Source organism: Staphylococcus pasteuri, assembly GCF_030547725.1.
In the GTDB taxonomy this organism is placed as follows: Bacteria; Bacillota; Bacilli; order Staphylococcales; family Staphylococcaceae; genus Staphylococcus; species Staphylococcus pasteuri.
Map to the genome: position 1 here is coordinate 90013 of NZ_JAUOQO010000005.1, position 18906 is coordinate 108918.

22 protein-coding genes are annotated in these 18906 nt (G+C 30.4%); 7 read left to right on the plus strand and 15 right to left on the minus strand.

The annotated features are described in order from the left end of the window. Positions 1 to 3 precede the first annotated feature (3 nt). From guaC to Q4528_RS06835, 4 genes are all read right to left on the minus strand, one after another. Positions 4 to 981, minus strand: coding sequence for a GMP reductase (guaC, locus tag Q4528_RS06820; RefSeq protein WP_046466638.1), 978 nt, complete (start codon positions 979 to 981; stop codon positions 4 to 6). A gap of 157 nt (positions 982 to 1138) precedes the next feature. Next, positions 1139 to 1408 (minus strand): 30S ribosomal protein S14, encoded by a 270-nt coding sequence (gene rpsN / locus Q4528_RS06825; RefSeq protein ID WP_303521030.1) that lies wholly within the window; start codon positions 1406 to 1408, stop codon positions 1139 to 1141. 200 nt (positions 1409 to 1608) lie between these two features. Continuing rightward, on the minus strand, positions 1609 to 1758 hold the full coding sequence (gene rpmG / locus Q4528_RS06830) for a 50S ribosomal protein L33 (protein WP_001831295.1): 150 nt from the start codon (positions 1756 to 1758) through the stop codon (positions 1609 to 1611). Between the two features lie 78 nt (positions 1759 to 1836). Further along, a complete protein-coding gene (locus Q4528_RS06835) occupies positions 1837 to 3354 on the minus strand; it encodes a catalase (RefSeq protein WP_017637354.1) in 1518 nt (505 codons plus the stop codon). 210 nt (positions 3355 to 3564) lie between these two features. Between Q4528_RS06835 and Q4528_RS06840 the strand changes: the two genes are divergently transcribed. Beyond that, positions 3565 to 5016: an amino acid permease gene (locus Q4528_RS06840; RefSeq protein ID WP_029055405.1), complete on the plus strand. Its 1452-nt coding sequence runs from the start codon at positions 3565 to 3567 to the stop codon at positions 5014 to 5016. A 197-nt stretch (positions 5017 to 5213) separates the two neighbouring features. Next, positions 5214 to 5528: a hypothetical protein gene (locus tag Q4528_RS06845; RefSeq protein ID WP_029055406.1), complete on the plus strand. Its 315-nt coding sequence runs from the start codon at positions 5214 to 5216 to the stop codon at positions 5526 to 5528. A 111-nt stretch (positions 5529 to 5639) separates the two neighbouring features. Here Q4528_RS06845 and Q4528_RS06850 read toward each other — a convergent pair whose 3' ends face one another. The 4 genes from Q4528_RS06850 to Q4528_RS06865 are packed head-to-tail and all read right to left on the minus strand — an operon-like array spanning position 5640 to position 9760. Further along, positions 5640 to 6443, minus strand: coding sequence for a Cof-type HAD-IIB family hydrolase (locus Q4528_RS06850; RefSeq protein ID WP_046466637.1), 804 nt, complete (start codon positions 6441 to 6443; stop codon positions 5640 to 5642). Between the two features lie 53 nt (positions 6444 to 6496). Then, the gene (gene thrB, locus Q4528_RS06855; protein ID WP_046466636.1) at positions 6497 to 7411 is read right to left on the minus strand and encodes a homoserine kinase; all 915 of its coding nucleotides are present in this window, start codon (positions 7409 to 7411) and stop codon (positions 6497 to 6499) included. Between the two features lies 1 nt (position 7412). After that, positions 7413 to 8474 carry a threonine synthase gene (gene thrC, locus Q4528_RS06860; protein WP_046466635.1) on the minus strand — a complete coding sequence of 354 codons (1062 nt, stop codon included), beginning with the start codon at positions 8472 to 8474 and terminating at the stop codon, positions 7413 to 7415. A gap of 5 nt (positions 8475 to 8479) precedes the next feature. Further along, positions 8480 to 9760 carry a homoserine dehydrogenase gene (locus tag Q4528_RS06865; RefSeq protein WP_046466634.1) on the minus strand — a complete coding sequence of 427 codons (1281 nt, stop codon included), beginning with the start codon at positions 9758 to 9760 and terminating at the stop codon, positions 8480 to 8482. A 187-nt stretch (positions 9761 to 9947) separates the two neighbouring features. On the opposite strand from Q4528_RS06865, the gene Q4528_RS06870 reads away from it, so the two are divergent. After that, a complete protein-coding gene (locus Q4528_RS06870) occupies positions 9948 to 11315 on the plus strand; it encodes an aspartate kinase (protein ID WP_046466633.1) in 1368 nt (455 codons plus the stop codon). 60 nt (positions 11316 to 11375) lie between these two features. On the opposite strand, the gene Q4528_RS06875 is transcribed toward Q4528_RS06870, so the two are convergent. Next, positions 11376 to 11969, minus strand: a complete 594-nt coding sequence (locus Q4528_RS06875) for a hypothetical protein (protein ID WP_029055411.1) — start codon at positions 11967 to 11969, stop codon at positions 11376 to 11378. A gap of 395 nt (positions 11970 to 12364) precedes the next feature. Between Q4528_RS06875 and Q4528_RS06880 the strand changes: the two genes are divergently transcribed. Further along, complete coding sequence (locus Q4528_RS06880) at positions 12365 to 13225, plus strand: hypothetical protein (RefSeq protein WP_037555472.1); 861 nt, start codon at positions 12365 to 12367, stop codon at positions 13223 to 13225. Positions 13226 to 13299: 74 nt separating this feature from the next. Here Q4528_RS06880 and nucI read toward each other — a convergent pair whose 3' ends face one another. Next, positions 13300 to 13830 (minus strand): thermonuclease NucI, encoded by a 531-nt coding sequence (nucI, locus tag Q4528_RS06885; protein WP_017636439.1) that lies wholly within the window; start codon positions 13828 to 13830, stop codon positions 13300 to 13302. A 133-nt stretch (positions 13831 to 13963) separates the two neighbouring features. Between nucI and Q4528_RS06890 the strand changes: the two genes are divergently transcribed. Both Q4528_RS06890 and Q4528_RS06895 read left to right on the plus strand, forming a co-directional pair. Beyond that, positions 13964 to 14146: a hypothetical protein gene (locus Q4528_RS06890; RefSeq protein WP_046466632.1), complete on the plus strand. Its 183-nt coding sequence runs from the start codon at positions 13964 to 13966 to the stop codon at positions 14144 to 14146. 203 nt (positions 14147 to 14349) lie between these two features. Then, positions 14350 to 14538 carry a hypothetical protein gene (locus Q4528_RS06895; protein ID WP_017636441.1) on the plus strand — a complete coding sequence of 63 codons (189 nt, stop codon included), beginning with the start codon at positions 14350 to 14352 and terminating at the stop codon, positions 14536 to 14538. A gap of 77 nt (positions 14539 to 14615) precedes the next feature. Here Q4528_RS06895 and cls read toward each other — a convergent pair whose 3' ends face one another. Both cls and Q4528_RS06905 read right to left on the minus strand, forming a co-directional pair. Beyond that, entirely contained in the window at positions 14616 to 16097 is a 1482-nt protein-coding gene (cls, locus tag Q4528_RS06900; protein ID WP_046466631.1) for a cardiolipin synthase, read from the minus strand. 30 nt (positions 16098 to 16127) lie between these two features. Next, positions 16128 to 16331 (minus strand): hypothetical protein, encoded by a 204-nt coding sequence (locus tag Q4528_RS06905; protein ID WP_017637900.1) that lies wholly within the window; start codon positions 16329 to 16331, stop codon positions 16128 to 16130. A gap of 229 nt (positions 16332 to 16560) precedes the next feature. On the opposite strand from Q4528_RS06905, the gene Q4528_RS06910 reads away from it, so the two are divergent. Continuing rightward, positions 16561 to 17586 carry a threonine aldolase family protein gene (locus tag Q4528_RS06910; protein ID WP_017637899.1) on the plus strand — a complete coding sequence of 342 codons (1026 nt, stop codon included), beginning with the start codon at positions 16561 to 16563 and terminating at the stop codon, positions 17584 to 17586. A 367-nt stretch (positions 17587 to 17953) separates the two neighbouring features. Here the strand turns inward: Q4528_RS06910 and Q4528_RS06915 are convergent, their stop codons facing one another. From Q4528_RS06915 to Q4528_RS06925, 3 genes are all read right to left on the minus strand, one after another. Continuing rightward, entirely contained in the window at positions 17954 to 18151 is a 198-nt protein-coding gene (locus Q4528_RS06915) for a hypothetical protein (protein WP_017637898.1), read from the minus strand. A gap of 176 nt (positions 18152 to 18327) precedes the next feature. After that, the gene (locus tag Q4528_RS06920) at positions 18328 to 18579 is read right to left on the minus strand and encodes a hypothetical protein (RefSeq protein WP_029055417.1); all 252 of its coding nucleotides are present in this window, start codon (positions 18577 to 18579) and stop codon (positions 18328 to 18330) included. Positions 18580 to 18633: 54 nt separating this feature from the next. Further along, complete coding sequence (locus tag Q4528_RS06925) at positions 18634 to 18882, minus strand: hypothetical protein (RefSeq protein WP_029055418.1); 249 nt, start codon at positions 18880 to 18882, stop codon at positions 18634 to 18636. Positions 18883 to 18906: the final 24 nt, after the last annotated feature.

The following is an 18906-nucleotide window of genomic DNA, read 5'->3' on the forward strand; positions in this document are numbered from 1 at the left end:
ATATTAATCTCTATCCCCATTAAAAATTGAATTTCTAACAATGACATAATCCACTGTTCGAAGAGATTTCAAATCTTTGCCACCTGCATAAGAAATAGAACTTTGTAAATCTTGTTGCATCTCTTTTAAAGTGTCTTTTAATGAACCTTTATGTTCAACAAACATTTTTTTACCTTCAACATTTTTATGTTCACCTTTTTGGAATTCTGACGCACTACCAAAATATTCTTTATATCGCTTACCTTCTAATTCAACAGTTTCTCCAGGAGATTCTTCATGTGCTGCAAATAGTGATCCTATCATTACCATAGAAGCACCAAATCGAATAGACTTAGCGATATCACCGTGTGTACGTAATCCGCCATCTGCTATGATAGGTTTTCTAGCTGCTTTACTACATAAATTAAGTGCAGATAATTGCCAACCACCTGTACCAAATCCAGTTTTTATTTTTGTAATACATACACGTCCCGGACCGATACCAACTTTTGTAGCATCAGCACCAGCATTTTCTAATTCTCTTACGCCTTCAGGTGTTCCTACGTTTCCTGCTATAACAAAAGAATTAGGTAGGTTCGTTTTGATGTGTTTAATCATATTAATTACCGAATCTGAATGACCATGAGCGATATCAATAGTAATATACTCGGGTGTTAAATTTTCATTTGATAACTGCTCAATAAAGTCAAATTCTGATTTCTTTACGCCAACTGATATGGATACAAATAGATTATTTTGTTGCATTTTATTGATAAACGGAATTCTAGCTGCTTCATTAAAACGGTGCATGATATAAAAATAATCATTTTCAGCAAACCATTGAGCTAATTCTTCATTCATTACTGTTTGCATATTAGCTGGTACTACTGGAAGTTTAAAGGTACGAGGACCAAATTTTATCGATGTATCGCATTCTGATCTACTTTCAACAATACATTTGTTTGGTATTAGTTGTATGTCTTCATAATCAAATATTTTCATATTAATTAAATAGCCCCTTTTTAAAAACAATAATATTAGGATAAATAGCTAAAATCCGAATAATCATAGTTTTATCAGTTGTTTTATTCAGAAATTCATTATCCTTATTAACTGTACATTGTTTTATTGTTCTTGTAAATGGACTTTAGGACTAGTTTTACCAACTAGATTTTTTAACACCTGGTATTTGACCTTTATGTGCATGTTCTCTAAAAGCAATACGTGACATTTCAAATTTTCGTAATACGCCTCTTGGTCTTCCTGTCACTTTACATCTGCGAGTTAAACTTGTTGGTGATGAATCACGTGGTAATTTTTTTAATGCTTCATAATCACCTTTAGCTTTCAATTCTTTTCTTAATTCAAAATATTTATCTACAAGTTCTTGTCTTTTTTGTTCTTTTGCAATCTTAGATTTTTTAGCCATTTCCATTACCTCTCTTTTTATAAATCGTAATAATTACGCTTTATATATTAGCACGATTTTCTCAATTTGCAAATCTAAAAGTTCTATAGCAAACATATTTATTTTTAAAATGACATTTTCTTGTAGAAAAAAAAGAGACCTTTTCCCAATGAAAAAGATCTCTTAAGCCATTTCAAATTGTCGTATTTGAAAGATAAGATTTATTTAGTTTCACGATGTAACGTATATTTATTTAATCTAGGGCAGTATTTTTTCATTTCAATACGCTCAGGATTATTTCTTTTATTTTTTGTAGTGATATAGTTACGATCGCCACACTCTGTGCATGCTAATGTGATATTTACGCGCACGTTAAACACCCTTTCTAATTAGGAATACTTACGATTTAAAATTTTATCATAAATTTGTTTTGTGCGCAATCTTCAATTTTATTTATTAAAATTTTCGTAAGTTTCGTCTTGTTCGCCTTCTAAATCAACTGTATTTATATCAATGCCTAATGCTTTCGCTACACCTTTACCATAATCAGGGTCAGCTTTATAACAATGACGGATATGACGACGTTTCACATCTTCAGTTACACCATCCATAGCGTTCGCTGTATTTGTAAAGATACGCTCTTTCGCTTCATCAGATTGTAATCTAAATAATTTACCAGGTTGTTCGAAGTAATTATCATCATCTTGTCTTTGATTATATTCATAACCATCACCGTCTACAGGGAAAGCAGGCTTTTTGAATTCTGGTTGAGAATCATATACGCCTTGATTATTTGGATAGTAGTGAGGTCCACCACCTTGGTTATCGTCTAAAATACGCATCTGACCGTCACGACTAAATGGACATAAGTTTTCAATGCCTACACCTTTAGGTTGGTTAACAGGAATTTGCCAATGGTTTACGCCTAATCTATAGCGTTGAGCATCTCCATAAGAGAATAAACGTCCTTGTAACATTTTATCTGGCGAGAAGTCTAAACCAGGTACAATGTTAGTTGGCGCAAATGCAGCTTGTTCTACATCTTGGAAATAGTTATTAGGATTACGGTTAAGTTCAAATTCTCCAACTTCGATTAAAGGATAATCGCCGTGGTACCAAACTTTAGTTAAATCGAATGGATTATCTTTATGATTTTTAGCTTGTTCTTCAGTCATCACTTGGATATACATTTTCCATTTAGGATAGTCTCCATTTTCAATGGCATTAAATAAATCACGTTGAGATGAATCACGATCTGTAGCAATTATGTTAGCCGCTTCATCATCAGATAAGTTTTCAATACCTTGTTGACTTCTGAAGTGATATTTAACCCATACACGTTCGCCTTTATCGTTATACATTGAATAAGTATGAGAACCGAAACCATGCATATGACGTAAATCTTTTGGAATACCTCTATCAGACATTAAAATTGTAACTTGATGTAATGATTCAGGTAATCCTGTCCAAAAGTCCCAGTTATTTTGTGCACTTCTCATATTTGTTCTAGGATCTCTTTTAACTGCTCTGTTTAAACTTACAAATAATTTAGGATCTCTAAAGAAGAATACAGGTGTATTGTTCCCTACTAGATCCCAGTTACCTTCTTCAGTGTAGAATTTTAAAGCAAATCCACGAATATCACGTTCAGCATCTGCTGCGCCTCTTTCTCCTGAAACTGTAGAAAATCTTGCGAACATTTCAGTTTGTTTACCTACTTCTGAGAAGATTTTAGCACTTGTGTATTTAGTAATATCATTCGTTACAGTAAAAGTACCAAATGCGCCTGATCCTTTTGCATGCATACGTCTTTCTGGAATAACTTCACGATCAAAGTGAGACATTTGTTCTAAAAAGTATATATCTTGCATCATTAATGGTCCACGTGGGCCAGCTGTCATGCTATTTTCTCTATCTGATACAGGTGCTCCAAATAAACCTGTTAATTTTCCATCTTGTTTGGACATGTGTATATCCCCTCCACATAAATTAGAATAATTATAATTTAATATCTATTATAAAGTATTCCCTCAAAAAAAGAAACTAAAACTACTCATTTTATTTAGAATTATCAGAAAATTTGTTGTTTTTTCACTTTAAAGTGCTAATTAGTATTGAATACTAGGTTCAAAAGACTTAAAATGATGGATATATTTAAAATAGATGGGAGACAGTATATGGAAGATAATAATATGAAAAGAGGTTTAACCTCCAGACACATAACCATGATTGCTATCGGTGGCGCCATTGGAACAGGATTATTCGTCGCTACTGGTAGTGTCATTTCTGAAGCAGGACCTGGTGGTGCTATACTAGCCTACTTATTAATTGGGATTATGCTTTATTTCTTAATGTCATCAATTGGAGAATTAGCTACCTTCTACCCGGTATCTGGTTCTTTTAGTTCTTATTCATCTAGATTTATTGATCCGTCACTAGGTTTTACCATGGGATGGTTATACTGGGGAATGTGGACACTCGTAACTAGTGTAGATGTTATTGTAGCTTCTAATGTTTTAAAATTTTGGGATGTTTTCAATTTCTTTAGCCCATTAACTTGGAGCCTAATTTTTATAACGCTACTCTTACTTTTAAATATCTTTTCAGTAAAAGCTTTTGGTGAAACTGAATTTTGGTTATCTCTCATCAAAGTAGTTACTATTATTGTATTTATTATATTGGGATTATTAATGATTTTTGGTATTTTAGGCGGCCATACATATGGCTTTGAAAATTATACTAAAGGACAAGCACCTTTTGTTGGTGGTATTTCTGGTATTTTAAGTGTTTTATTAGTTGCTGGCTTTTCTGTTGGTGGGACTGAAGTGGTCGCAGTTACTGCTGGAGAATCTAGTGATCCTAGTAAATCCATGCCTAAAGCAATTAAGCAAGTATTTTGGAGAATTTTATTATTCTATGTATTATCTATAGCAGTTATTGCCGCTATAATCCCATATACTGATCCATTGCTATTAAACGAAAGCCAATCTGTAACACAAAGTCCATTTACGATTGTATTTGATAAAATTGGTATCGCCTTTGCAGCTTCAGTTATTAATGCTGTAATACTAACGTCACTACTATCAGCAGCAAATTCAGGTATTTATACTACAAGTCGAATGCTTTATTCGTTAAGTGTAGATAAACAAGCACCTCAATTCTTTAAAACATTAAATAAAACAACGAAATTACCAATTAGAGCCATTTTAACTACTTATATTTTAGTTGTAGCAGTAGTTATATATGCTAATTTTAATTCGAATGCGGTATTCAATTTATTAAATATTATTGGCTCAATGGTCATCGTCGTTTGGGGATCAAGTATCTGGGCACAAATTAGAGTACGCAGTGCAATTAAAAAGCAAGGTAAAAACATTAATGAGTTGTTACCTTATAAAGCTCCATTTTATCCATTTGGTCCAATTATAGTTATAGCAACTTTACTATTTTTATTATTTGGTAGTTCATTTGGAAGTATTGTTTCAGGAGATTGGGTAAGTGTTATTCGAAACTTTACACCACTCATTATTTTGGCAATTATTTTCATTGTCCATAAACTCATTAAGAAAACTAAATTTGTAAAACTTGAAAATATGGATTTAAGTTCTCATATCTTTAAAAATGAATAGTTAATATATCTATAGTTTAAATATTTTATACCTTTCAATTCAAGCCGATTTATAGGTTTTTAATTGGAAGGTATTTTTATTTAAATTTTCTATACAATAATCAATAAATTACAATTAATTCCTAGTTAATCTTTATTTTCTGAGCGCTCGTAATCATGTATAATAAAATTAAGAAATAAGGCTTAGAGGTGGTTAAAATGATTGGTCAAACAAATTTGTTCGATGATGTGATTAAAAATGATGAACGTTTTGTAATTGTTGTACAAGCTTTAGAGGAAAAGAATGGTCAATTAGTAAAAAATACATTAAGAGAATACCCAAGTTTAAATCATGACCAAATGAGTAACTTATTCACACATCTTAAAGAAGTATATTTAGAGGAAAAATTTCAAGATAACCAATCAGCTTTTACTATAACTGTATATACTAACCTTGACTATGCAGCAGATCAAGTTTATGCACATGTTAAGCGCTATAGAGGAAAAAAAGATTGGACTCACACAGCTAAATAAATTCAATAGACAAAAATAGACTTAGGTATCTTTACTTGGATTAGGTTGATAGCATTCATTATTTAACGCTATTTAATTATCCTTAAAAATACCTAAGTCTATTTATTTACATTATAGTAGTTTTTTTAGAGTATGTGGTATACCATTCGAATCATTATCTAATGTGACTTCATCCGCTTTTTCTTTTAACTCGTCACTTGCATTACCCATTGCAACAGCATATCCTACAACATCTAACATAGATTGGTCATTTAAACTGTCGCCAAATGCGATAACTTCCTCAAGTGATATATTTAATTTTTCACATAAAGCAGTAATTGCGTTCCCTTTTGAAACGTCTCTTGCCATAAATTCTAAGAAGAATGGTTTACTAGTTGTAACGTCAATTTCTTCATTAAAATAACCATTTAAATCAATACGTGCTTCAGTAATATTACCAACATAATCAACACCCATTACTTTTGGTACACCATGTGTAATATATGATTTAATATCATCAACACGTTTCATAGGTAGTCCGGTAAGTTCAGATTCAATATTCATATATTCATGTTCACCATCATAAATAATATGTCCATCGTCATAAGTTAATACTAAAAATCCTTTTTCTCTACAGTAATCGACAATTTCATCGAAGTTCTCTTTCGAAACGGTTTTACTTACTTCTACCTTTTCAGAAATCATGTTAATTGTTTTACCACCATTATAACTAATAATATAACTTTCATGTTCATTTAATTTTAAAGTTCTCGCAACGGGAATCATACCTTCTGTTGGTCGTCCGGATGCTAATACAACTTTGTAACCTTTGTCTTGAATGTCGATAAGATAAGATTGTGTTTCTGGAGATACCTTATTCTCACTATTCATTAGTGTGTCATCCATATCCATAACAACTACTTTATATTTGCTCATATTATTCCGAATCTCCTTTCAATGACTTATCTATATTTTACATCAAAACGAGCTTATTGGTACACTACTTCTTCAATTACACCAACCTCATTTATCGTTACTAATTCTGAAATACAATGCGACATTTCATTCTTTAACGTTCTTACTATTTCACCACTATGTTCCCTAGGGCTCAAAGTTAGTACAGTCGGTCCAGCTCCACTAATTACGGTTGCATATGCATGGTGTGCTTTAGAAATATTTCTAATCTTTTCAAATTCTGGAATTAAATGCTGTCTATATGGTTCATGAAAACCATCTTGTTCCATCATTTTTCCAGCTAAATCATATTTGTGTTGTATCAACGCACAAATCATTGTATTACTTATCGCGCTATTTTTGACAGCATTAGCATGGGAAAATGTATCTGGTAATGCCTTACGTGATTCTTCAGTTTTAAGTTCATAAGGAGGAATCGTTAATATAACATCTACCTTAGGTACATCTATTCGAGCAACATCTGTTACTTTTGATTCTGAGTTGTAATAACCAGATATTAAACCTCCATAAATTGTAGGTGCAACATTATCAGGATGACCTTCTATTTCAGTCGCTAATTGAAGTAATTCATATTGAGATAATTGAATATTACCAAAATGATTAGCAATATATAGCGCACCTACTAATGCTGAAGCTGAAGAACCTAAACCTCTTGCTAAAGGTATATCACTTCTCATATCAATATTTAAAGCTGGCAATTCAACTTGATATTTTTTAGCAACTAATTGTGCAACTTTATAGATGTAATTTGAATTATCTTTAGGTAAAGTCTCTAATTCTTCATTAAAGTAGTTAAATTCCCATTGATCACCTTGAATCTCTTTTATATCCATATACAGATACTTATTTAAAGCCATACCAATTGAGTCAAAACCAACACCTAAATTTGCTGTTGAAGCGGGAATTTTCAACTTTAATATTACTTCCATTTTAAAGAGCCCCTTTAATATATTTAATGATACTTTCTTTATCGTTTGGAAGTGGTTGAATAGGATTATCTAATAAAGAAATGGCAGTATCAGGATCTTTTAATCCATTTCCAGTTAGAACAGCGACTACTTTTTTACCTTTAGGCAAACGTCCTGCACGGTGAAGTTTAATAAGTCCAGCTATAGATGCATTACTTGCTGGTTCACTAAACACACCTTCTTTAGAAGTCATCATTTGATATGCCTCTAATATCTCTTCATCTGTAACGCTGTCAATTAAACCTTGAGATTCTTGTAATGCATTTGTAGCTTTATCCCAACTAGCAGGGTTACCGATACGAATGGCAGTCGCTACTGTTTCTGGATTTTTAATCACTTTATTCTGAACAATTGGTGATGCACCTTCAGCTTGGAAACCAAATAATTGTGGAAGTTGACTACCCTTTTTATCATGATATTCTTTGAAACCTTTCCAATAAGCTGTAATATTTCCTGCATTACCTACTGGAATAGATAAAATATCTGGTGCTTGACCGTCTAATTGTTCTACTAATTCAAAGGCACCTGTTTTTTGACCTTCAATTCTGAATGGATTCACAGAGTTAACTAGTTCAATATCTCCATTTTTAGCGATTTCTTTAACAATTTCTAAGGCTTCATCAAAGTTTCCTTCAATAGAAACAATTTCTGCACCATACATAACGGCTTGAGATAATTTCCCTAAAGCAATTTTACCTTCTGGAATTACAACAATTGCTTTTAAACCAGCTCTTGCTGCATAAGCCGCTGCAGATGCAGATGTATTACCTGTTGAAGCACAAATCACGATTTTTTTACCTTGTTCTTTGGCTTTAGTTACAGCCATTACCATTCCTCTATCTTTAAAAGAACCAGTAGGATTTGCACCTTCATATTTTACATATAATTCTATACCTAACATTTCAGACATGTTTTCACAATAAATTAAAGGTGTGTTTCCTTCGTTCAATGTTAAATGAGGTGTGTTTTCATTTACCGGTAAATACGTATCGAATTCTTTAACTAATCCTTGCCATCTTTTCATAAAAATTAAACCCCTTCTACAGGATAAATTTTACTTACTTCAAATCCTGCGTCATTTAATAGTTGTTCTGGTGATTGATCTAACCCTATAATAACCGTTGCAAATGTATCTCCGTCTCTTTTAGTTATTTTCAATGATTTATGGAACGGTAAATGTGCTTTGAGTTCATTTTCTAACTTTTCTTCAGAATTGTGTTGTGCTTTAAGAACAACATAGAAGTTAAGTTTTTCTTGTTTTAACACTGCTTTATCATTATCCATCATTTCTCTAGTTTCTTCTGTTTTCAATTCAAAATGAGGCGGTAGTGTATGTAAATTCGACTCAAAGAATAATGCTACATTTAGTAAATCACTAACAACTGCGCTACCTGTAGCTAAACTTCCAGCACCTTTACCATAAAACATTGTGTCCCCTACAGCATCACCGATAACGTATATTGCATTATATTCATTTTCAACTGCAGCAAGTTGATGATTTTCATCGATCAACGTCGGTTCGACTGATGCATTAACCTTTCCATTACTATATGTACCTTTACCAATTAATTTGATTTTATATCCTAAAGATTTAGCTGCATTAATATCAGATAATGTTGTTTCTCTAATACCTTTTAATTTAACCTCATTTAACTTAATTACCTGATTAAATGATAAATAAGATGTAATAACAACTTTTCTAGCGGCATCAATACCATCAACGTCATCAGTAGGATCCGCTTCTGCAAAACCGAGACGCTTTGCTTCTTCAAGAGCATCTTCAAATGATGTTTGGTCTTGAGTCATTTTTGAAAGAATGAAATTTGATGTTCCATTCAGAATACCCATAAATTTTGAAATGTTATTAGCATTTAATCCATTATTGATTGCATTCACAATCGGAATTCCACCTGCTACACTTGCTTCGAATTTTAATGCAACGCCATTAGTTTCGGCTAAATCTTCCAACAATTTTAAATGTACAGCCAATAAATCTTTATTTGCCGTAATAACATGCTTTTTATTTTTCAATGCAGTACGAAGCCAATCAACTGTTGGTTCGATACCACCCATTACTTCAACGACAATATCAATAGAATCATCTTCTAAAATTTCATTAACATCGTCAGTTAAGTGATATTGGCTAATATTTAGCGGTCGCTTTTTTGACTTATCCCTAACAAGTATATGTTTGATAACTATATCTTTATTAAGTGTATCCTTAATTTGTTGCCTATTCTCTTCGATAATTTTAACAACACCTGATCCGACCGTACCTAAACCAAGTAATGCTATATTTAATTCTTTCATTTAGCTGTACCTCCTTGTTCATTTGAGAAAAACAAATGTATCGTTGAAAAATACTATATGATGGTATAGTATAGAATTATTCTTAATTTTTGTAAAGTTCGCAATAATAGAAATATAATTTTATATACCATTCTCTAGACAAAAACTGAATGAAATTTTCTGATTTTTTAGAAAGGTTGTTTTATTTATGAAAGTAGCTAAATTTGGAGGCAGTTCTGTTTCCAACGCCAAACAAATTAAAAAAGTATTAAAGATAGTTAATGAAGATCCAGAAAGAAAAATTATTATCGTTTCTGCACCAGGTAAAAGATCAAAAGATGATATTAAAACGACAGATTTATTAATTCGTTTGTATGAAAAAGCGATAAATAACATTGATTATCAACATAAAAAACAAGAAATTATTCAAAGATACGCTGATATCGTTGATGAGCTCGATATGGATCGTGATATTCTCGATACAATCGATCATACTCTTGAACATTATATTCATGAACTTAAAGATAAACCCTCTCGACTATACGATGCGATTGTGTCATGTGGTGAAGACTTTAACGCTCAACTCATTGCCACATATAATAATAGTCAAGGTATCCCAACAAGGTATATTTCACCTAAAGAAGCAGGTATTTGGGTAACAGATTTACCAAAACAAGCTCAAATATTGGATTCTTCATATGAACAGATTTATAAATTAAATGACTATAAGGAAAAATTAATTATTCCTGGCTTCTTTGGCGTTTCAAAACATAATTTTATAGTTACTTTCCCAAGAGGTGGTTCAGACATAACCGGCGCTATTATTGCACGTGGTGTTAGAGCCTCACTTTATGAGAACTTTACTGATGTTTCTGGTATTTATAAAGCTAACCCAAATATCATCAAAGATCCTGAAATTATTGAAGAAATTACTTATAGAGAAATGCGTGAGTTATCTTATGCTGGTTTCAGTGTATTTCATGATGAAGCGCTTCAACCATTACATAAAGATCGTATTCCTGTAGTTATAAAAAATACTAATCGACCAGAAGATAAAGGGACATATATATTACATGACCGAGAAATTAATTCTAAAAATGTCATTAGTGGTATTAGTTGTGATAAGGACTTTACAGTAATCAATATCAAAAAATATTTAATGAATAGACAAGTAGGTTTTACTAGAAAGGTTCTAGGTGTATTTGAAGATTACAATATTTCATTCGATCATATGCCTTCTGGAATTGATAATATCAGTATAGTTATGCGTTCCAATCAAATTAAAAATATTGAAAGTCGGGTATTAAACGATATTCAAAAACATTGTGATGTCGATGAATTAAGTATCGACCATGATCTAGCTATCCTTATGATTGTTGGAGAGGGTATGAACAGAGTTGTAGGTACAGCTAGCAAGATTACACATGCTCTAGCTGAATCTAATATTAATTTAAAAATGATAAACCAAGGTGCTTCAGAAATATCTATGATGTTTGGAATTAAAGTGGAAGATGCAGAAAAAGCGGTTAGATCAACTTATGAATTCTGTTACCATGGCGTGTGTATTAAAGAATAGCTAAAAATAAAGCAACTTTCTATTATGGAATGGATAAGATTCCAAATAGAAAGTTGCTTTTTATGATTCTAATATCTTTTTATTATTAATAATTGCCTCTTTTATCCTTTTCTCGCCTACTACAAGTTTGAGAATAAAGAATTGGTAATAACTTAATGAATCAATCACTCGTTTATAGTTTGAAAATTGATGGTAATTTTGATTGTCTAATAAATCATACATTAGAACAATTTCGGGTTTAATATAATCCACACCATTATTTAATGAGTGGAAATATATATTATCCTTTGGTAAACGAATTTTATTATCTAATCTAAATACCCATTCATCATTTACAACATCATAAACAAAAATTTCCATGATATGTTGTTGGTCATCATATACATTTACATGGGTAATATCCTTTAAAGCTATGTTACGATTTTTAAAACATTCCCCTGCTTTATTATATAAACAAACTGTGAATGTCTTAGGAATTGCTTTTACAATTTCTATTAATTTTTTACGTTCTACACAAATATCTACTTTTGAAGGTAGTTCAAAATCATCACTTAAAAACAATTGCATGGCAACTACACCATGAAATTTGAATGATTGAGATGAAGTTTGAATTAATTCTTCAACTAATGTTTTAGTGTTTAAATGTTCTTCCATGTATAAGCACACCACCTTCTTAGTAAACGCTTTCATAAGATTGATTATACCTATATACTTAAAATTTTTCAATTGGTTATTTGTGAACAATTAGTAAAATCTATATTTAATGCTATAAAATTTTATTATATCCACAGTTTTAATTGAGTGTCGTAAAATATTACACCCATCATATTAAATTATAGGAAGTTTTAGATTAAAAGTTCATACAATATTCTTAATTTCACCTGCTATAGATTGAACATCATTAACCGGAAGTTTATAATTTATATTGTGTTATCAAGTGTGTAATTACGATAATATTTATGTTTGCGTTACTTTAAAATTAAATATATTTATCGTAATCATTCATTTGTATTTTTTATTTAAAAATTAAAGAGATTCGGGTGAAAATTATGTCAACATTATCGATAATTCTAATAATTATCATCATTGTTTTGATTATTGTATTTTTCTTGAATCAACAGTATTTAAAAAGTAGAGTTGAAACAGAAGAATACGCTAAAAATCAAATCGTTGCAAAAAATTCAGCTTTAAGTGAAGAAAATCTTTCTTTAAAAAATCAAATGCTTAGTACTAACAAAGACATTAGTCCTCACGCTTTAAAAAATGCTAAACGTGATTTAAGAGGTATTTTGGACAAATTTATCGAGGATGATCAACTAAAATTCTATAACATCATTACTACAAGTAATTTGGCAACAAAACATCCTTTATTTGAATATGTGAGATCTTTCGATTTCATTATTGTAACAGACGTTGGTTTAATCAATGTCGATGTTAAACATTGGAACCAAAAAACGTTCTATCATTTCGATGTTCCAGATAAACATATCGATAAGGATCAACAACCTTTAGATAGAGACAAAATAGTAGGTCATTACATTAGTGAACAATATCATGAACAATTTAATACAACTCGTGAAGGCGTATATACATTTATCGAAACCCTTCAAGATAACCGTGTTATTTTTGAATTTTATGATTATGATCCATATCAACAAGCTGCTAATAACGCTAAAGCGCTTAAAGACCAAATTGAAGGACAATTTAACTTTAAGATTCAAAGTATTGGTGTCATCTACTTTAACGATGGATCAGTAAATATTATCGAAGGTTCTGGAGAAAGCGATAAATACGTAGACACTGTATCAACAAAATCTTCTTTAGAAAAAGTAATCAAAGATGCAGTTCATTTATCAAAACATCCATTGACCGAAGATCAAGTGAATCAAATTACCGAACAATTCAATTAAAGTGGACATACCAAAAGACCAGTTCAAAACATTTAATCATTTTGAACTGGTCTTTTATTTATTATTTTATCTATTTAACTCCAAAGATTAACTTTCTTTTTCTTAGCTTCATTTTGAGCTTTAATAAACATATCTCTATACTTACCATTCGGTGCAAAGTATTTCTCTCTTGCTAATCCTTTATCAACTAACTCCTTGTTAAACATATGGTCTTTATCTAACCATACGTATGCTAAGGTTCTACCGTATCTATCATTCTTTTCTTTATCATATTCTAGATATACATCTTTATCAGATAATGTTTTCTTACTATAATTAGACGCTTCTTTTCCATAAGGTTGAACTGGCGTATTAGGTTTGACAGTTTCAGGTGTATCTACACCGATTAATCTCACTTTAATACTTTTATTACCTTGTTTGGCGACAAAGGTATCTCCGTCAACGACTCTTTCTACATGAACTTTTTCTTTTCCTTTTAAATCCGTACTAGAAACTTCAGATTGATTACCACTAAATGGTCCTGAATGATTAATATATTGAAACAATAATACAAAGATAGCTATAATTACCAACGCGAGTGTTGATAGAGATTTTTTTGATTTCATTGATGTCACCCATTCTTACTTTTTTATCCTGACTAATCATAATGAAAAATAAACATAGCGTCAATATTAATTATGAATTTTTAATTAATGATTACCGTGATATAATACTGTATGTTAGGAGTGAATAACCCGTATGTCTAGTGAAAATAGAGTTACACTTATAGCTGTTATTGTAGCAGTGCTTGTAGGTATTGTGATGCAAGTTGCATTTAAATTTCCAACTATTGTATCTGCAGTAGTTTCAATCTTTTTAGGTATCTTTGTAGGGTTTATTGTTTATTTAATAACTAATTTTATGAACAAAAGAAAAAGATAACCTAATAGTAATGAAAAAACCTTATAACACACGTATTTTAAAGCAGACAATTGATGTTTAATTCAATTGTCTGTTTTTAATTTATTTAACTGTACAAATTTAATATTTAAATAAAGAATTAGTGAATAATTTTAAATTTTAGTGGTATATATACATTAATAAACCGCTTAATTCCAATTCTTAAGACTTTAAAAGGAGGAAAAATGGAAATTATTGATTGTATCATTGATAGCCACCAAGTAACCTATCGCGTTAAAACTGCTCAAAACCACACCTTTGAACATACTTTAAGTATTGAAACACCCACTTACAGAGCCATTGAAATATTAAAATTGCTATCTACACACGTAGATAAGAAAAATGGATCATCTAAAGCCATCCTTTACTCTTAAAACTTTCATATTATAGTTAACATAATATTAATATCGTAAAATAAAAAATCTGCCACTTTATGTGACAGATTCTAAGGTTATAATATTGGTGAAATTAATTTCGCCAAATCTTCTTTAATCTTAATTTTTAGAGAACGATTTTTATATCCTTCTAGTGTAAGTTCATTTGACTTTTTAATGTCTTCTTTATATGCATGCTTGATCTTTTTAGCCATTTTTTCATCATAAACAAATGCATTAACTTCAAAGTTAAGTTCGAAACTTCTATAGTCCATATTAGCAGACCCTACAGAAACAACTTCATCATCAATTAAACATACTTTAGAATGTAAGAATCCATTTTCGTAAGTGTAGATATGTACTCCACTTTCTAATAACTGTGCTGCATTAGCAAATGTAGCCCAGTATACGAATGGATGGTCAGGCTTACTAGGAATCATCATATGTACTTCGATACCAGTAGCTGCAGCCATTTTGATGGCATTAATATAAGAATTATCTGGTATAAAATAAGGTGTTTGAATATAAATAGATTTCTTAGCACTCATAATCATTTTAGTATAACCAAATTCAATTTGATGCCAATCTTCCGCTGGACTACTTGCCACAATTTGCATTGGTACATGTCCATCTTGTACTTGTTTCTTCGGAAAATACTTATCATTATATTCAAATTGAGGTCTATGTGCTTGAGAATTCCAATCCATCATAAATCGTGTTTGCAATCCATCTACAGCATTCCCTTTAATTCTAAAATGAGTATCTCTCCAGTAACCTAATTTACCTAAACCTAAATAGTCATCACCTACATTAAACCCACCAATATAACCAACTTGGCCATCGATAACAACAATTTTACGGTGATTACGGTTATTCATTCTAAAGTTAATGATAGGTAATTTAGAGGCAAAGAATGCTTCCACTTCTCCACCTAGCTCATTGAAATGTTTAAAATTAGCTCTACTTATTTTTTTAGATCCAACATCATCATATAGTAGCTTAACTTCTAATCCTTCTTTAAGTTTTTCTTCCAAGGCTTTGATAATACGTTGACCTAAACCATCTAACTCAAATCCAAAATATTCTAAATGTATGTAATCTTTCGCATTGCGAATATCTTCAAGCATTTGATCATAAAGTTCATGTCCATCAGTAAATAAATCTAGATGGTTATTTTCAGTAATAAAACCATCTTGGTTCATTAATAACATTCGAACTAAATCATGATGTTTCTTTACTAATTGATTGTCGGTATCATAAGTTTTTTCATCAAATTCTTTGATTTGTTTGTCTATGAGCTCATTAAATGCATCTAATTCATTACCATTATTTTTATCTAATTTTCTTTTAGACACTGTGCGTCCGAAGAATAAATATAGAATAAAACCAATTAATGGTAATACAAATAATACAAATAGCCATGCCCAAGTTGAACTAGCACTACGACGATTTCTTTCTAAAAATATAATTATAAACGCTAAAATAATATTAATTACAAAACCTATAACTAATAATATTGTAAATAGCATACCCAAATCATGAGAAAACCTTAGTTCCATAAACATAATCTCCTAACAACATTTTATCTTTTAATTTTTATCATTTTTAACTAAAGTCACAACCGCATTAAAATCTTCTTCAATATTTGGAAATCTGTGTTCTTCAGTCTCTTTAATCGTAATATTTAATAACTTATAACTTGCACCTTCATCTGATTGTAAATATTGATTCACACTATTTTCTAATTTATCTAAGCTACTTTCTATAAAAGTTTTAAATTTAATTTGTTCCATATTCAATTCCCCTTTTCACTTTGATGATTAAATGATAAGTCTTTTTCATTAATAATTCAATTAATATTGAAGTTTAACCAGGTCAATACGATTCGCATTAAAATTATATTGTTCGGAATATATTTGAAATAAATTTAAAATAAGATATAATATATTCATTCATGTAAGTAATAAGAAAAATATCGCTTATTTGAAAAAGTATTTCACTGATTTATTGGAGGGAAAGTAAATGCTATCTTTTGAAAATGATTATTTAGAAGGTGCACATGAAAAAGTATTAAATCGTTTAGTAGAAACAAATAGAGTCCAAGCAGCAGGATATGGATTCGATCATTTTACAGAACAAGCAATCCAACAAATTAAAAATAGAATCAATTGTCCTGAAGCAACTGTTCGATTTCTTGTCGGTGGGACACAAACAAATCAAGTTGTCATTAATTCAGTACTAGAAAGTTATGAAGGTGTAATTTCAGCGGACACAGGACATGTTGCTGTACATGAAGGTGGAGCTATCGAATATAGTGGGCATAAAGTTTTAGCTATACCTTCGTCTGAAGGAAAAATAACTGCAAAAGGTGTTGAGGACTATTTAGACACTTTCAATAGTGATTTCAAACGTGATCACATGGTATTTCCAGGAATGGTCTATATTTCACATCCAACCGAGTATGGTACTTTATATACAAAACCAGAATTAGAATCTTTATCTAAAGTATGTCAAAAACACAATCTCCCTCTATTTATGGATGGCGCAAGATTAGGATATGGATTAATGAGCGATCAATCAGACTTAACTATTGAAGACGTAGCTAAGTATTGCGATATATTTTATATTGGTGGTACAAAAATTGGTGCACTTTGCGGAGAAGCAATAGTATTTACAAAACAAAATGAACCAAAACAATTTACAACACGTATTAAGCATCACGGTGCTTTATTAGCTAAAGGAAGATTAACAGGAATTCAATTTCTTGAGTTATTTAATGATGATTTGTATTTCAAAATTAGCCGTCATGCAATTGAAATGGCAAATAAAATGAAAGCCGGATTCCTAGAAAAAGGTTATCAATTATATTTTGATTCACCTACAAATCAACAATTCTTTATATTAAGTAATGAGAAAATTTCAGAACTAGAGCAAAAAGTGAAATTCGCAATTTGGGAAAAATACGATGATCAACATCGAGTTGTAAGATTTGCGACAAGCTGGGCAACAACTGAAGAAAATGTAGATCAATTGTTAGCGTTGATATAGTAGATACATATAGGTATTAAAGAGGGCATCATTCTATTGTGGAGTGATGCTTTTTTATTTGAATTAATGGTTAGGAAGTTTAGTAAGTATATATGTTTGAGAAAGTTGATATCTATTTTGTATTTTATTGTCATCAGTATGTTTTGGGTAATAAAAAATAACCTTTACATTGGAAAGTTAAAAGAATATATAAATAGCATCACTTTCTCTTTATCTATGCTGAAAGGATGCTACTAATCTTTTGATTTTTTGTTTTTCTAATTCTATCGCTTTCTTATATTCTTTTTCCAATAATTCTTGCGACTATTTATTGGTTATTTCACCATCTAACTGTGCAAAATGCATAATAACCACTTCCTAATAAAATTTACTTTTCTATAATTTCAATTTGTTTTATATCGGATTCATCAATAGAGTATGTACACAAATCTGTCTTAAGATCCATATCATAATTGCCAGTGTCTGTTTCTAATGGGTTTTCATAATCAATTACTCTACCTTTTAATTCATCTCCATTTGTTAAAATTACCTTTACATTATGACCATAAGCATCTCTTATATGCAATATTCTCACCTACATTTTTATAAGAATATAAATCATATCTTAATTCTGATTGTTGTTACTATTCATTTTCTTCATTTAATTTTTTCAAATCCTCTTGCAAGTCTTCTATTAAATCCTCTATAGGTATATTACCATCTAATTGTAGTATTACCATTTATATCACCCACATATATATTTTAATACCAAGCAACAGTATATTTTTCTGGAAAATAACCATTCATATTAAATTTTTTAATAGCATGATACACATGATTTCTATATATCAAAATATCATTATCTATTTCTAATTTCGACAAAGTATAACTATCAACTCTATTATTATTTTTATTTACTATTACTTGGCCATATCCATTGCTTATTTTATTTTCAGGCAAATATTTATATTCAATTTGATTGTCACTTTCTTTGACTTTGTATAATTCTACCATAATTTTTACTCCTTTAAATAATTAAAAAATAAGCTAAATCACTGTATAAGTGTTTTATCCCCATGCTACAAGTTCAGAATCAGGAAATAATCGCTTATTAGTATTCGTGTGTATTCTATCAATTGCATGTATGAAATAATTATCTATTGTATTATTCTCAATACCAGATTTTTTGGCATTGAGAATTTGAAGACTATCTATATCCATTTGAATAACACCAGGTTTAATATTTTCATCATCATTTGGATAATATTTATATGTAACACTTTTATCATTTATTTCTTTAATTTTTAAAGTTAGCAATCACTTTCACCTCTGATCAACAAA